At 62.6% G+C, this 15,040-nt stretch carries 16 protein-coding genes; 15 read left to right on the forward strand and 1 reads right to left on the reverse strand.

What is annotated here, in order from left to right; translation table 11 throughout:
• Window positions 1-4 precede the first annotated feature (4 nt).
• A complete protein-coding gene (locus NANH_RS0118745; protein WP_027263453.1) occupies window positions 5-1,399 on the forward strand; it encodes an MATE family efflux transporter in 1,395 nt (464 codons plus the stop codon).
• A complete protein-coding gene (locus NANH_RS0118750; protein ID WP_027263454.1) occupies window positions 1,399-2,271 on the forward strand; it encodes a 50S ribosomal protein L11 methyltransferase in 873 nt (290 codons plus the stop codon). The genes NANH_RS0118745 and NANH_RS0118750 overlap by 1 nt, the downstream gene beginning before the upstream one ends.
• A 592-nt stretch (window positions 2,272-2,863) precedes the next feature.
• Here NANH_RS0118750 and NANH_RS0118760 read toward each other — a convergent pair.
• The gene (locus tag NANH_RS0118760) at window positions 2,864-3,082 is read right to left on the reverse strand and encodes a DUF1127 domain-containing protein (RefSeq protein WP_027263456.1); all 219 of its coding nucleotides are present in this window, start codon (window positions 3,080-3,082) and stop codon (window positions 2,864-2,866) included.
• A gap of 361 nt (window positions 3,083-3,443) precedes the next feature.
• Here NANH_RS0118760 and ruvC point away from each other — a divergent pair, with 361 nt between their 5' ends.
• The 13 genes from ruvC to ftsH all read left to right on the forward strand — a co-directional run bounded on the left by ruvC (window position 3,444) and on the right by ftsH (window position 15,039).
• Window positions 3,444-3,941, forward strand: coding sequence for a crossover junction endodeoxyribonuclease RuvC (ruvC, locus tag NANH_RS0118765; RefSeq protein ID WP_027263457.1), 498 nt, complete (start codon window positions 3,444-3,446; stop codon window positions 3,939-3,941).
• The gene (gene ruvA, locus NANH_RS0118770; RefSeq protein ID WP_027263458.1) at window positions 3,938-4,603 is read left to right on the forward strand and encodes a Holliday junction branch migration protein RuvA; all 666 of its coding nucleotides are present in this window, start codon (window positions 3,938-3,940) and stop codon (window positions 4,601-4,603) included. The genes ruvC and ruvA overlap by 4 nt, the downstream gene beginning before the upstream one ends.
• Window positions 4,604-4,652: 49 nt before the next feature.
• Window positions 4,653-5,672: a Holliday junction branch migration DNA helicase RuvB gene (ruvB, locus tag NANH_RS0118775; protein WP_027263459.1), complete on the forward strand. Its 1,020-nt coding sequence runs from the start codon at window positions 4,653-4,655 to the stop codon at window positions 5,670-5,672.
• Between the two features lie 62 nt (window positions 5,673-5,734).
• Window positions 5,735-6,358: a hypothetical protein gene (locus NANH_RS0118780; protein ID WP_027263460.1), complete on the forward strand. Its 624-nt coding sequence runs from the start codon at window positions 5,735-5,737 to the stop codon at window positions 6,356-6,358.
• Window positions 6,355-6,741 carry a tol-pal system-associated acyl-CoA thioesterase gene (ybgC, locus tag NANH_RS0118785; RefSeq protein WP_027263461.1) on the forward strand — a complete coding sequence of 129 codons (387 nt, stop codon included), beginning with the start codon at window positions 6,355-6,357 and terminating at the stop codon, window positions 6,739-6,741. The genes NANH_RS0118780 and ybgC overlap by 4 nt, the downstream gene beginning before the upstream one ends.
• Before the next feature lie 104 nt (window positions 6,742-6,845).
• The gene (tolQ, locus tag NANH_RS0118790) at window positions 6,846-7,541 is read left to right on the forward strand and encodes a protein TolQ (RefSeq protein ID WP_027263462.1); all 696 of its coding nucleotides are present in this window, start codon (window positions 6,846-6,848) and stop codon (window positions 7,539-7,541) included.
• 3 nt (window positions 7,542-7,544) lie between these two features.
• Window positions 7,545-8,018 carry a protein TolR gene (gene tolR, locus NANH_RS0118795; protein WP_027263463.1) on the forward strand — a complete coding sequence of 158 codons (474 nt, stop codon included), beginning with the start codon at window positions 7,545-7,547 and terminating at the stop codon, window positions 8,016-8,018.
• 9 nt (window positions 8,019-8,027) lie between these two features.
• A complete protein-coding gene (locus NANH_RS0118800; protein ID WP_027263464.1) occupies window positions 8,028-9,056 on the forward strand; it encodes a hypothetical protein in 1,029 nt (342 codons plus the stop codon).
• The gene (tolB, locus tag NANH_RS0118805) at window positions 9,053-10,372 is read left to right on the forward strand and encodes a Tol-Pal system beta propeller repeat protein TolB (RefSeq protein ID WP_027263465.1); all 1,320 of its coding nucleotides are present in this window, start codon (window positions 9,053-9,055) and stop codon (window positions 10,370-10,372) included. The genes NANH_RS0118800 and tolB overlap by 4 nt, the downstream gene beginning before the upstream one ends.
• Window positions 10,373-10,442: 70 nt before the next feature.
• Window positions 10,443-10,949, forward strand: a complete 507-nt coding sequence (pal, locus tag NANH_RS0118810; RefSeq protein ID WP_027263466.1) for a peptidoglycan-associated lipoprotein Pal — start codon at window positions 10,443-10,445, stop codon at window positions 10,947-10,949.
• A gap of 1 nt (window position 10,950) precedes the next feature.
• On the forward strand, window positions 10,951-11,799 hold the full coding sequence (gene ybgF, locus NANH_RS0118815) for a tol-pal system protein YbgF (protein WP_036050059.1): 849 nt from the start codon (window positions 10,951-10,953) through the stop codon (window positions 11,797-11,799).
• Entirely contained in the window at window positions 11,796-13,049 is a 1,254-nt protein-coding gene (gene tilS, locus NANH_RS0118820) for a tRNA lysidine(34) synthetase TilS (RefSeq protein WP_074920619.1), read from the forward strand. The genes ybgF and tilS overlap by 4 nt, the downstream gene beginning before the upstream one ends.
• Window positions 13,050-13,125: 76 nt before the next feature.
• Complete coding sequence (gene ftsH / locus NANH_RS0118825) at window positions 13,126-15,039, forward strand: ATP-dependent zinc metalloprotease FtsH (protein ID WP_027263469.1); 1,914 nt, start codon at window positions 13,126-13,128, stop codon at window positions 15,037-15,039.
• The last annotated feature ends 1 nt before the right edge of the window (window position 15,040 follow it).

The raw sequence follows: 15,040 nt of genomic DNA on the forward strand, positions 1-15,040 counted from the left end.
CGGCATGAGCCAGCGCGGCCGCTTTTTGACCGGCTCGACCATGGGACACGTGGTGCGCATGACGATGACAGGGGCGATGGGCATTACCTTTGTCTTTGTGGTCGATGCCGCCAACCTGTTCTGGGTTTCGCAACTGGGTGATCCGCAGCTGATGGCGGCGGTCGGGTTTGCCTTTGCGGTTCAGTTCTTCTCGGTTTCGTCCGGAATCGGTCTGATGATTGCCAGTACCGCGCTGGTTTCCCGCGCCATCGGAGCGGGCGACCGGGGTCTGGCGCGGCGACAGGCGGGCAGTGCCGTTGTCATGGCGGCCGTTGTACAAAGCTGTATCGCGTTGCTGCTGGTAACGTTCCGGCACGAGGTGCTGGCAATGGCCGGAGCCACGGGTGAGACTGCGGCGCTGGCCGCGCGCTATCTGTTGATCTCGCTGCCTTCGCTGGGCCTCATGGCGGTGGGGATGATCGCCAATGGCACCTTGCGGGCCGAGGGCGACGGGCGGCGTTCGATGTTCGTCACACTGTTTTCCGGCGCGGTGGCGATGATTGTGGATCCGGTCATGATCTACGGTCTGGGCTGGGGGCTGGATGGTGCCGCGATCGGCCTGGTGCTGTTTCGATGCGTCATGCTGTCCGTCGCGCTGCGGTTTGCCATCGGCACGCATGACTTGATCGCGCGCCCGCGTCTGGTCGATATTCGCGCCAGTTTTGCGCCCTATTTCGCCATTTCCTTGCCTGCGATCCTGACCCAGCTGGCAACGCCGGTCGGAAATTACATGCTGACCGGGGTGATGTCGCAGTTCGGCGATGACGCGATGGCGGGCTGGGCCGTGGTCGGGCGGCTGCTGGTGGTTGCCTTTGGCGGCGTCTTTTCGTTGGCGGGGGCGATCGGCGGAATTTTTGGGCAGAATTTCGGGGCCTGCGAACATCGACGTGTGATGCAGACCTATCGCGATGCGCTGTTGTTCGGATTGCTGTATGTGCTGGCGACCTGGGCGCTGCTGGCGCTGCTTGGCGGGACGGTGGCGCGCGCCTTTGGGCTGACGGCACAGGGCGTGGATGTGGTTTTGTCCTTTACCAATCTCGCTGCTGGCGGGTTTCTGTTTACGGTCGGCCTGTATGTTGCCAATTCGGCGTTCAATGCGCTGGGACGTCCGATCCGGGCGACCCTGCTGAACTGGCTGCGCGAGGCCGGACTGACCTTGCCGTTCGGGATGGTCTTTGCCGGGTGGTTCGGGGCACAGGGTGTGGTTTATGCCCAGGCCGCGACCGGCGTGGTGATCGGGTTGGGCGCGGCGGCCTGGGGCTGGCGTTATGTTGTCGGGCTTGGCCGGGACATGCGTCCGCCGCTTGACCTTGAGCCGCCGCGCCCCTACGCCCATGCGGACCGCTTCAGGAGACGATGATGCCGACTTATACTGCCCTGACCACGCTGACTGGAAAACCGGGTGCCGAAGCCTTGGGCGACGCCATGGAACGCCTTGCCCCGGAACCGACCGGGGTCGGTGTGTTTGAGGTCGAGGATGGCTCTGGCCTGTGGGAGGTTGGCGGTTATTTCGAGGCGGAGCCTGACGGGGCGGCGCTGGCCTTGCTGGCGGCAGCGTTTGACGCCAAGCCCTTTGTTATCTCCGAAGTGCCGGAAACCGATTGGGTGGCACATGTGCGTCGCGAACTGGCACCGGTGCAGGCGGGACGGTTCTTTGTCTATGGTAGCCACGATGCCGACAAGGTGCCTGATGATTGCGAACCGCTGCTGATCGAGGCGGCGATGGCCTTTGGCACCGGGCACCATGGCACCACGCTGGGCTGCCTGAGGGCGCTTGAAACGCTGATCGGGCAGGGGTTTGTTGCCGACCGCGTTGCCGATATCGGCTGTGGAACTGCGGTTCTGGCGATGGCGGCGGCACGGGTCTGGAGCGGCACCATCCTGGCCAGCGACATCGACCGGGTCGCCGTTGATGTGGCAGAGGCCAATTTGCGCGCCAACGGGATGATCGGGCAGGTGCATTGTGTCGAAGCCGCCGGGTTCGACCATCCCGAATTGCAGGCGTCTGCCCCGTATGATCTGATCTTTGCCAATATCCTCAAAGGACCGCTGGTGGCTCTGGCCCCCGATCTTACGGCGCATCTGCGCACGGGCGGATATGCCATCCTGTCGGGGATTCTGAACGAACAGGCCGACGATGTGGTCGCAGTCTATGGCGAATGCGGAAACGATCTGGCGGGGCGCGAACAGATTGGCGACTGGACCACGCTAATCCTGAACAATAAGGCGTAAACCGGGGGGCATGGCCGCTGTCCCGGTTTTGCCACATTTTGCACATAATGATCGGCGTCAACTGGGGGCCAGTTGCTGCGAGGCTGTCATGTGGAACGCCACGAACCCTTGACTCTTCTGGCCGCCAAAACTGCAGGAAAAAGAAAATCACGTCATTCGATTCCGTGGCCCCGGCGGGATTGGCCGCAAAGCTGTTGCGGCGCAAAGGGCGGCGCGGTGATACGAGTGATCCCGACGTTTGCGTGGCGAGCTTTCAGACGAAGCCGAAAACGCCCGTCGTCTGCCATCTGGTCCTAACTGGGACGTCATCGACACCCCTGGAATCCGTTGGGACGGTCCGATCGAAGAGCAAGGTTGACCCTGGGAAGACTATCTGGACCTGCCGGGTGATTTGGGTCGTCGTTCCCCTGACGAACTTGTCCCATAATGCTTCCTTCCAAGCCTGAGAAAGGGTCGCACCATCAAACCGTGGGATCGAGCACATCGCGCGTCAGATCGGGACGCTCCTGCACTCAGTTTCTGGCCAATGAAAAGCCGCATGCCTTTTGGCATACGGCTGTTTCCAAATACCGATTGTCTGCCGTGAGGCAGCTCAGAACCGCGCCCGGCTGGTTGCCACGGCGTCAATGTCGCCCCGGACCAGACCGATGTCTTCCAGTTCGCGGTCGGTCAGACCGGACAGCGCGTTGCGGGTGACCCGTGCGTCGTTCCAAGCGGCGAACATTCCGCCAAGAGTTGCGAAAAGGCCGCCGATACGGCCAGTCAGGCCGTGGGAGCCATAGGTGGTACGGGTGGTGTCAAAAGCAGCCATATCCATCGTCCTTTGTTTAAGAGTGTGACTTTTGTTTCGTGACCAGCTGCAGATAGAGGTGGGAAATGCTTGGTGCAACCGCAGAAAACGCAACCTTATTATGCGTTTTTTGCATGGCTCACCTGCGCCTTAACCATCTTTAAAGAAACACAAAAATGCGGACGTCGATATGTCGTTTTCGAACTTTGGGCAGGTCGGAAACAGCCTGTCTTGTCGCGCATGGGTCAGAGGTGCCGTATTTGTGCGGTGACGCAAAACGCTTGGACCGTGTTCGCGTTTCGTGCTAGTGCATCAAAAAAGCAACAAACCGGCTGCACCATCCGGTGTGGGCGCAACGAAAACAGGCAGAAACGGGCGGTACATGCGGATTTTGGGCATTGATCCGGGGCTGCGAACCCTGGGATGGGGCATCATCGACTCGGAAGGATCGCGGCTGAGTCATGTTGCCAACGGGCAGATTCGGTCCGAAGGGCCAGATCTGGGCGCGCGGTTGCTGTCTCTGTATGACCAATTGCGGCAGGTATTGCTGCAATACGCGCCCGAGGCCGCAGCAGTCGAGCAGACCTTTGTCAACAAGGACGGGGCCGGCACGCTGAAGCTGGGGCAGGCGCGCGGGATCGCGATGCTGGTTCCCGCGCAGGCCGGGCTGACCGTCGGGGAATACGCGCCCAACCGGGTCAAGAAGACGGTGGTCGGCGTGGGACACGCGGACAAGGGGCAGGTGATGCACATGGTGCGGCTGCAGTTGCCGGGATGCGAACCGGCGGGCCCAGACGCGGCGGATGCGCTGGCCATTGCGATCTGCCATGCGTTCTATGGCGGGGCCGCGCGGCCCGAGTTGCGCGAGGTGCGGGCATGATCGGGCGGCTGCGGGGCAGGCTGGAGTATCGGGGGATCGATCACATCCTGATCGACGTGCAGGGGGTCGGCTATATCGTGTTCTGCTCGGACCGGACGCTGGCGACCCTGCCCGGTGTGGGCGAGGCGGTGTCGCTGTATACCGATCTGTTGGTGCGCGAAGATCTGTTGCAGCTGTTTGGGTTCACCAGCCTGGTCGAGAAGGAATGGCATCGCCTGCTGATGAGCGTGCAGGGGATCGGGGCCAAGGCGTCTCTGGCGATCCTGGGGGCGCTGGGGGCGGATGGCGTTGGGCGTGCAATTGCTCTGGGCGATTGGAAAAGCGTGACGGTGGCAAAGGGGGTCGGCCCCAAGACAGCGCAACGTGTGGTTCTGGATCTCAAGGACAAGGCACCGGGCGTGATGGCGATGGGCGCTCATGCCCGCGGCGAAACGCCGTTGCGGGCCCCGACCGACGAGGTGATCGAACCCGCTGCCAGGGCATCGAAACCAGCGGGTGCCAGTCATTCGGCGCAGGCCGATGCGCTGTCGGCCCTGTCGAACCTGGGATATGGGCCCAGTGATGCGGCGGCGGCGGTGGCCGAGGCGGCCGGTGCCCTGCCGGAGGCAAGCGAGGCCGATTTGATCCGCGCCGCGCTGAAGCTGTTGGCGCCAAAAGGATGATCCGGGTGCATACCTTCGGTGTGTCGGGCGGTCTCGCGGGAGAGGTGCGATGATGGAGACCGACCCAACCGTGCGGCCCGAGCCGTTGCCTGAGGACAATGATCGTGCCCTGCGCCCGCAGGGGCTGGACGAGTTTATCGGACAGGCCGAGGCCCGTGCGAATCTAAAGATCTTTATTGAAAGCGCGCGGCGTCGGGGCGAAGCGATGGATCACACGCTGTTTCATGGCCCGCCCGGCCTGGGCAAGACTACGCTGGCGCAGATCATGGCGCGCGAACTGGGGGTGAACTTTCGCATGACCAGCGGTCCGGTTCTGGTAAAGGCGGGCGATCTGGCCGCGATTCTGACCAATCTCGAAGCCCGTGACGTGTTGTTCATCGACGAGATCCATCGCCTGAACCCGGCGGTGGAAGAGGTGCTGTACCCCGCACTTGAGGATTTCGAACTGGATCTGGTGATCGGCGAGGGGCCGGCGGCGCGCACGGTGCGGATTGAATTGCAGCCCTTTACCCTGGTCGGGGCGACGACACGTATGGGATTGCTGACCACGCCCTTGCGCGACCGCTTTGGCATCCCGACCCGGTTGCAGTTTTATACGGTGGATGAGTTGCACGAGATCGTCACTCGCAATGCCCGCCTGTTGGGAACCCCGGCGGATTCGGCGGGCGCGCGGGAAATCGCAAAGCGCGCGCGCGGCACGCCACGGATTGCCGGGCGCTTGCTGCGCCGGGTGGTGGATTTTGCCGTGGTCGAGGGCGATGGCACGATCAACCAACCATTGGCCGATGGGGCGTTGACCCGGTTGGGTGTCGATCATCTGGGCCTGGACGGGGCCGACCGGCGGTATCTGCGGCTGATCGCCGAGAATTACATGGGCGGGCCGGTGGGGATCGAAACCCTGTCCGCCGCCCTGAGCGAGAGCCGCGATTCGCTGGAGGACGTGATCGAACCCTTTCTGTTGCAGCAAGGGCTGATTCAACGCACCCCGCGCGGCCGTATGCTGGCGCACAAGGCGTGGGATCATCTGGGAATGGCCGCGCCCAGGGGGCGGAACGATCTGTTTGATTGAACTGTCGGGCCACAGATTCTATGCCTCCGGCGGGAGTATTTCCGGCAAGAGGAAGCCAAGGCGTGACACCGCAAGAGATCGAAGCCCTGTTCACCCGCAATGACGGGTCCTTTGTCTTTGCCCGTTGGGGGCGGCCTGTCGTGCCTATCGCGTTTGGCGTGCAGGATCAGACCCTGCCGGTGATAAAGGGTGCGTTTGAGGCGGTTTGCGCCTTGGCCGGGCTCCAGATGGCGCAAACCGACCCCGAGTTGGGCAGCAACTGTATGGTGTTTTTTTGCCGCGCCTGGGATGAATTGCCCGAGGTGCCCGATCTGGACCGGTTGGTGCCGGGTCTTGTGTCGATTGTCGAACGGTTGAAAGCGACGGATGCCAACCAGTACCGGGTGTTTCGCTTCGACGAGGCCGGGGCGATCAAGGCGGCTTTTGTGTTCTTGCGTATGGATGCGGAATTGGCCGAGATGCCGGCCGAGACCTTGATGCTGGGGCAGGTGGTGCAGACGGTGCTGTTGTGGTCGGATCGTGCTTTTGCCGACCGTTCGCCCCTGGCGATCGCGCAGGAGACGGTGATTTTGAGGCCCGACATTGCCGGGGTGATCCGCGCCGCCTATGATCCGGTGCTGCCCGCAGCGACGCAGGAGGCGTCCCACGCGTTGCGCTTGTTTGCCCGACTGGAGGTTGCCAGGTGACTCACCGGTTCGCAGTGCGCGTCTATTACGAGGATACCGACATGGGGGGAATCGTCTATCACGCCAATTATCTGCGTTATATCGAACGCGCCCGCAGCGAGTGGGTGCGCCAGTTGGGCAACGACCAGAACGCTATGCGAGACGGTGGGCTGGTCTGGGTGGTGAGGCGGCTTGAGGCGGAATACCTGGCGACGGCCAAATTCGAGGACGAACTGGTTGTGGAAACCAGCATCAATCGGCTGTCCCCGGCGCGGCTGGTGATGGACCAGGTGGTGAAACGCGGCGACGAAGAGATCTTTCGCGCCGTGGTCACGGCGGTCTGCATGACCACGGCCGGCAAGCCGGTGCGATTGCCAGCGGAGATTCGCGCATTGCTGACGTGATGCAGATGTGATCGGTGGTACTGTTGGCAATCCGACCCGATCTGGGATAGAATCGCCGCAATCAATAGACCGCACACAAGCGGAAACAGGCAAAGAGCAGGCAAATGGAAGCAGAAACCCTGGCGCTGGCACAGGAGATTGATTTCTCGTTGTGGGGCCTATTCGCGCGCGCGACCTTTACCGTCAAGCTGGTGATGATCCTGCTGATTGTCGCCTCGTTCTGGTCCTGGTCGATCATTATCCAGAAACTGATCGCCTATCGTGCCGCCCGGGCCGAAGCCGAGGTGTTTGATCGCGCGTTCTGGTCTGGCGAGCCGCTGGACGGGTTGTTCGAAGAAATAGGGGTGCAGCCCGACGGGAGTTCGCAAAAGATATTTGCCGCCGGAATGACCGAATGGCGGCGCAGCCACCGTCAGGACGGCGGGTTGATCGCGGGGGCACAATCGCGCATCGACCGATCCATGGACGTTGCCATCAACAAAGAAGCCGAAGCGCTGCAAAAGGGATTACCGGTGTTGGCCACCGTGGGGTCGACCGCGCCCTTTGTCGGGCTGTTCGGTACCGTCATGGGCATCATGAATGCGTTTATCGAGATTGCAGAGCAGCAGAACACTAATCTGGCCGTGGTTGCGCCGGGCATCGCCGAGGCGCTGCTGGCCACCGGTCTGGGGCTGTTGGCGGCGATCCCAGCGGTCATTTTCTATAATAAGCTGAGTGCCGACAGCGACCGTATCGTTGCGGGTTACGAAGCCTTTGCCGACGAATTCGCGACGATTCTGTCGCGTCAGCTGGACAGCTGAGCGATGGGGGCTGCGGTTCAACAGGCGGATGGCGGCGCACGTCGCCGCAGGCGCGGACGTGGGCGCACGCGGCCGATGGCCGAGATCAACGTCACGCCGTTTGTCGACGTGATGCTGGTGCTGCTCATTATCTTCATGGTCGCCGCGCCGCTGTTGACGGTCGGTGTGCCGGTAGAGCTGCCCAAGACCGCCGCCAATGCCTTGGCCGCAGATTCCGAGGAACCGCTGACTGTGACCATCACCGCCACCGGCGAAGTACAGATCCAGACCACGCCGACCGTGCGCGGCGAACTGGTCGGCAAGCTGCGCGCCATTGCCGCCGAGCGCGAGACCGACCGGGTCTTTCTGCGTGCCGATGGGTCGATCCCCTATGAGGCGGTGATGCAGGTGATGGGCGCGCTGAATGCGGGTGGATTTTCCAACGTGGGTCTGGTGACAGATGTCGGCGGTCCGACTCTGGACAGCGACGGGCAGTGAGGCGGCGGTTTGCAAACCGGCACCAAAATTTCAGCAGGCGCCCATGCGGCGCTGATCGCCGTGGCGGTCTTTGGCGGGGCGTTTCGCAGCGAACCGTTGCCGTTCGAGGTGCATGAGGTGTCAATGATCTCGGCCGAGGACTATGCCGCACTGACAGCGCCGCGCGAACCTGCCGGGACCGCCCCGCAACCGCAAGAACCCGCCGTACCGGAACCGGTTGCAGAAACACCGCCGGACCCCGCGCCGACACCTGAAACCACTCCGGTGCAGCCCGAACCCATTGTCGCGCCGCAAGAGCCCGAGGTTCCGGACGAGCCCGCACCGGCGATCGCTCCCGAGCCGCCGGCAATCCGTCCGGTCGAACGTGTCGCGCCGGATCCGGTCGAAGCCCCGCCCGAAGAGGCAAGGCCCGATGTCGTGGCGCAGCCAGACGTGACGCTGGATCAGGGGGCGGATACGCCGCAGGAGCAGCAGCAGGCGCGCGCGCCGGAAGAAGCCGTCGATCGTATCGTGACCGAGGCGGATGAGACCGCCACGCTTGCACCGTTGCAGTCGCGACGCCCACCCAAGGTACGGCCGGACCGCCCCGAACCGGCGGTGATACCTGCGGCCCAGCCCGACCCGACGCCCGCGCCGGAAACCGCAAACGCGGTCAACGCGGCCCTGGCCGAGGCTCTGGCCGGCGGCGACCCGGTTCCCGACGCTCCCACCGGCCCGCCCCTGTCGGCGGTGGAAAAGGACGCGCTGCGGGTGGCCGTGTCGCAATGCTGGAATGTGGGGTCGTTGTCGTCGGATGCGCTCAAGACCACGGTGGTGGTCGCTGTATCGATGACGCCGGATGGCAAGCCGATCGCCGATTCGATCCGGATGCTGTCCAGTTCCGGTGGCAGTGACGGGTCGGCGCGGGATGCGTTTGGCGCGGCGCGGCGGGCTATTATTCGATGCGGTGCGAAAGGATTTGACCTGCCGGCCGAAAAATATGGTCAATGGCGGGATATCGAGATGACATTCAATCCCGAAAGGATGCGGATCAAATGATCAGAATTCTGACTGGCCTGCTGATTGGCGCAACCCTGTTTGCGGCCCCGCTTGCGGCTCAGACCGGGCCGTTGCGCATTGAAATAACCGAAGGCGTGATCGAACCGCTGCCCTTTGCGGTTCCCGGGTTTGTTCCCGACACACCCGGGGCTGCCGATACGGCCCGGCAACTGTCACAGGTGATTGCGGCGGACCTGACCGGCACCGGGCTGTTTCGCGAGATCCCGTCCAGCGCCTTTATCAGCCAGGTCACGGATTTCGCCGCGCCGGTTCAATATGCCGACTGGAAAGCCATCAACGCCCAGGCGCTGATCACCGGGGCGGTCAACGTGTCGGATGGCAAGCTGACTGTGCGGTTCCGGGTGTATGATGTGTTTTCCGGGGCAGAACTGGGGACCGGGCTGCAGTTTGCGGGCAGTACAGATGGCTGGAGGCGCATGGCGCACAAGGTTGCGGATGAAGTGTACAGTCGGATCACCGGAGAGGGGGGCTACTTCGACAGTCGGGTGGTGTTCGTTTCAGAAACCGGACCCAAGGACGACCGCCACAAGCGGCTTGCGATCATGGATTATGACGGTGCCAACGTGCAGTACCTGACCGACAGTTCGTCGATTGTGTTGGCGCCGCGGTTTTCGCCGACTGGCGACCGAGTTCTGTATACCAGCTATGAAAGCGGCTTTCCCCGCATCTATGTGCTGGACGTGGGCAAGGTGCAGCGCAGGCTGCTGGAACAAACCGAAGGCACCATGAGCTTTGCACCCCGCTTTGCGCCGGATGGGCGCACGGTTTTGTTTTCGCTGGAACAGGGTGGCAATACCGATCTGTATTCGCTTGATATCGGCAGTGGCGCACAAACCCGGCTGACCAACGCGCCGTCGATCGAGACCGCCCCCAGTTTTTCGCCCGACGGTCGCCAGATCGTATTCGAAAGCGATCGGTCCGGATCGCCGCAGTTGTATGTGATGCCAGCCACTGGTGGCGAGGCTCAGCGGATCAGCTTTGGGCAGGGGCGCTATGGTACTCCGGTGTGGTCGCCGCGCGGTGATCTCGTGGCCTTTACCAAGCAGAGCAAGGGGCGGTTTCATATTGGCGTCATGCGACTGGACGGTAGTGAAGAGCGTCTGTTGACGGCATCCTTTCTGGATGAGGGGCCGACCTGGGCACCGAATGGGCGGGTGATCATGTTTGCCCGTGAAACCCAGGGCGCAGGCGGGCGGGCGTCGCTGTATTCAGTGGATATTACCGGGCGCAATCTTAAGCAGGTGCGTACGCCGGACGGGGCATCGGATCCGTCCTGGTCCCCGCTGCAGAAATAAGGGTCCGTTCACAAGGGGAACGGGCTGTGGTAGAAAATCGTTAACAAGTCCGAATGGCGAGGCACGTGGCATGAAATTTCTGAATAAATTCCTGATGGTGGGTGCCGTCCTGGCATTGGCGGCCTGTAACGACCCGTCCCGGTTGGGCGGCGCGGGCAGCGGTGGAACCGGGGCCGGTATCATCGGTACGGGACTGCCGTCGGATCCGACGTCGGTCGCCTATTTCCAACAGGCCGTGGGCGACCGGGTGCTGTTTGCGGTGGATCAGTCGACAATTTCGACCGAGAACCAGACCATTCTGAACGGCCAGGCCCAGTGGTTGACGGCCAATGCCGATTACAATGCGGTCATCGAGGGCCACGCGGATGAACAGGGCACGCGGGAATATAACTTGGCCCTGGGCGCGCGCCGTGCCAATTCGGTGCGCGAATACCTGATTTCGCGCGGTGTGGCCGGCAACCGGCTGAAGACCGTCAGTTTTGGCAAGGAACGCCCGATCGAGATTTGCAGCGAAGAAGCGTGTTACACCCGTAACCGGCGTGCGGTCACGGTGCTGTCCTCGGGATTGACCGGCTGAGATGCGCAGTTTTGCGGGGCGTATCGCAGCAGTGACACTGGCAGGGGTTTTGGCCCTTGGGCCGGTTTCTCTGGCTGCGCAGGATCAGCAGACTCTGGCGGATATCCGTCAGGAGCTGACAGTGTTGTATGTCGAAGTGCAGAAACTCAAGCGCGAACTGTCTACCACCGGCACGGCGGGCGGTACGCTGTCCGGGTCCAGTGTACTGGACCGGGTCAGCGCGTTCGAGGCGGAGCTGCAGCGCCTGACCGCCCAGTCCGAACAGCTTGAGAACCGGATCAACCGCGTGGTGACTGACGGCACCAACCGGATCGGTGATCTGGAATTCCGGCTGGTAGAACTGGAAGGGGGCGATGTCAGCAAGCTGGGCGAGACCACGACACTGGGCGGTCAGACTACGGCCACCGCAGCGCCCGTGCCCGCAGTCCCGACCCCACCGCAACCGGTGTTGGAAACCGGAGAGCTCGCGGTGGGAGAGGAGGCCGATTTCAAGGCGGCCATCGCTGCGATGGAAGAGGGGGACAATGTCCGGGCCGCAGACCTGTTCGCGCAGTTCAATACCGCCTATCCCGGCAGTCCATTATCCGCGCAGGCCGAACTGAACCGGGGCCGGGCGCTGGACGCGATGGGCGACACCCGCGAGGCGGCGCGTGCCTATCTGGCCAGCTTTACCGCCAATACCACCGGGGCCGAGGCCCCCACGGCCCTGTATGAGCTGGGTGCGGCTCTGGGGCGGCTGGGGCAGAAGGATCAGGCCTGTGTCACGCTGGGTGAGGTGTCGGCCCGGTTCCCGACCGCCGATGCGGTGAACTCGGCGCGTCAGGAAATGGACACCCTGGGCTGCTCTTGACGCTTTCGGATGCCGATATCCTGGTTCGTGTCCGGGCCAGGCTTGGCGATACGCCCCCGGCGCGTATAGGGGTTGCGGTCTCCGGCGGGGGTGATTCGGTCGCTCTGATGCACATATTGTCACGCTGTTTCGACGCCGGGACGGTTCAGTTGCATGTGGCAACAGTCGATCACGGGTTGCGCTCCGAAGCCGCAGTCGAGGCCCAGGCCGTGGCGCAACTGGCCGGGCAAATGGGCCTGCCCCACAACACATTGCACTGGACCGGTTGGAACCACAGCGGAAATTTGCAGGATCAGGCGCGAAAAGCACGATACAGGCTGTTGCACGAATGGGCGGAGCCGCTGAACCTGGACATGGTTGCTCTGGGGCACACGGCGGACGATCAGGCCGAGACGGTCCTGATGCGACTGGCGCGCGCGTCGGGCGTGGATGGTCTTGCCGCGATGCCGATGCAGTGCACGCTGTTCGGTCTGAAGGTAATCCGCCCGCTGCTGGACCTGACGCGTCAGGATCTGCGCGACTATCTGACGGGACATGACATCGGGTGGGCCGAAGATCCGTCAAACGACGACACCCGGTTTGACCGGGTCCGGGCGCGTGCCGCCCTGGCGCTATTGGAGCCGCTGGGGTTGACCGCGCAGGCGCTAGTGGATGTGGCCGGCAACATGGCCGACGCCCGCGCCGCGTTGGATCACGCCACCCATCGGGCGGCATGTGAGCTGATGCAGATCGATGGCGGTGATATTGTATTGGACGCACACGGGGTAAGGAAGCTGCCAACTGAAATTGCGCGGCGGCTGCTGGTAGGAGCGATCTGCTGGATTGGTGGCGCACAGCATCCCCCCCGACGGGCACCGGTGCTGGATGCGTTGGCGGCAATCCGGGCCGGGCGCGGGATGACGTTGGCAGGCTGTCGCCTGCTGTGCGGCGGCTCTACGATCCGGCTCTGCCGCGAATATGCCGCAGTGCGTGATCTGCGGGTTCCGGCAAGGCACTGTTGGGACCGGCGCTGGCGGCTGATCGGCGAACCCGAACCCGAATCCTGTCTGGCCGCTTTGGGTCCCAAGGGATTGGCGCAATGCCCCGATTGGCGGGCCGCCGGGCGCCCCCGTGCCGCCTTGATGGCGACTCCGGGCCTGTGGCATGGGGGGCGTCTGATTGCCGCGCCACTGGCCGGTTGGCCGCAAGGTTGGCAGATACAGATGTCCGGCAGCAGGGACACATTCCTTTCATCGCTATTATCGCATTGAACCTGCGCGTTTCCTCTCTATTTTAAGAGGCAAGCGGGCGGCAAAGCTTTGCCGCCCTGTATTTAGGAGAGTTCCCTTGGGAAATGCACGCAATATAGCCTTTTGGGTCGTCCTGTTCCTGTTGATCCTTGCACTGTTCAACCTGTTCAGCGGTCCGGGCGGAACGATGCAAAGCCGTGAAATTCCATATTCGCAATTCGTTACCTCGGTCGAAAGCGGCGAGGTCAGTCAGGTTACCCTGGATGGCGAACAGATTCGTTTCCGCGGCGCTGACGGCGGCGACTATATGGCCGTCAAACCTGCGGATGCCGCGATCACCGACTTGCTGATTGCCAATGAAATACCGGTGCGGGCCGAAAAGCAGGAGCAATCCGGCTTTCAGTCGTTCCTGATGACCCTGCTGCCTTTCCTGCTTTTGATTGGTGTCTGGGTTTATTTCATGAACCGCATGCAGGGCGGAGGCAAAGGCGGCGCGATGGGATTTGGCAAGTCCAAGGCCAAGATGCTGACCGAAAAGCACGGCCGCGTGACCTTTGACGATGTTGCGGGCATTGACGAAGCCAAGGAAGAGTTGGAAGAGATCGTCGAATTCCTGCGTAATCCGCAGAAATTCAGCCGTCTGGGCGGTAAGATACCCAAGGGCGCATTGCTGGTGGGGCCTCCGGGGACCGGTAAGACGTTGTTGGCGCGGGCAATCGCGGGTGAGGCGGGTGTGCCGTTTTTCACCATTTCCGGTTCGGATTTCGTGGAGATGTTTGTCGGTGTCGGTGCGTCCCGCGTGCGCGATATGTTCGAACAGGCCAAAAAGAACGCGCCCTGCATCGTCTTCATCGACGAGATTGACGCCGTGGGCCGCCATCGTGGTGCCGGCTATGGCGGTGGCAATGACGAGCGCGAGCAGACCCTGAACCAGCTGCTGGTTGAAATGGACGGGTTTGAGGCCAACGAAGGTGTCATCATCCTGGCCGCGACCAACCGCAAGGACGTGCTGGACCCCGCATTGCTGCGTCCGGGACGCTTTGACCGTCAGGTCACTGTGGCCAACCCCGATATCAAGGGGCGCGAAAAAATCCTGGGCGTTCACGCCCGCAAGACTCCGCTGGGTCCGGATGTCGATTTGCGGATCATTGCACGCGGCACGCCGGGGTTCTCGGGGGCTGATCTGGCCAACCTTGTGAACGAGGCGGCGCTGATGGCGGCACGTGTCGGACGACGCTTTGTCACGATGGAAGATTTCGAGAACGCCAAGGACAAGGTCATGATGGGGGCCGAGCGCCGCAGCATGGTTTTGACCGCCGAACAAAAGGAAAAGACCGCCTATCACGAAGCGGGCCACGCGGTTGTCGGGATGAACCTGCCGGAATGCGATCCTGTCTATAAGGCCACAATTATCCCGCGTGGCGGTGCGCTGGGTATGGTGGTGTCCTTGCCGGAAATCGATCGGCTGAACTGGCACAAATCCGAATGCGAACAAAAGCTGGCCATGACCATGGCGGGCAAGGCCGCAGAAATCCTGAAATGGGGCGAAGGCAACGTTTCCAACGGCCCGGCCGGTGATATCCAGCAGGCAAGCGCCTTGGCCCGTGCCATGGTATTGCGCTGGGGAATGTCGGAAAAGGTCGGCAACATCGACTATGCCGAGGCGCACGAAGGCTATTCCGGCCAGACCCCCGGGTTCTCTGTCTCGGCTCATACCAAAGAGCTGATCGAAGAAGAGGTCAAACGGTTCATCGAAGAGGCGTATGCGCGTGCTTACGGTATCCTTCAGGACAAATCCGAGGAGTGGGAGCGCTTGGCGCAGGGCTTGCTGGAATATGAGACCCTGACCGGGGACGAAATCAAGCGGGTGATGGCGGGCGATCCGCCGAATGTGGACGACGGCGACGATACATCGGATGAGGGCAGTGCACCCAGCGTGACGGCGATCCCGAAAACCAAGCCCAAGAAATCGCCGCCCGAAGGCGGGATGGAGCCTGAACCTAGCGTTTGAA

Source organism: Sedimentitalea nanhaiensis DSM 24252 (assembly GCF_000473225.1).
In the GTDB taxonomy this organism is placed as follows: Bacteria; Pseudomonadota; Alphaproteobacteria; order Rhodobacterales; family Rhodobacteraceae; genus Sedimentitalea; species Sedimentitalea nanhaiensis.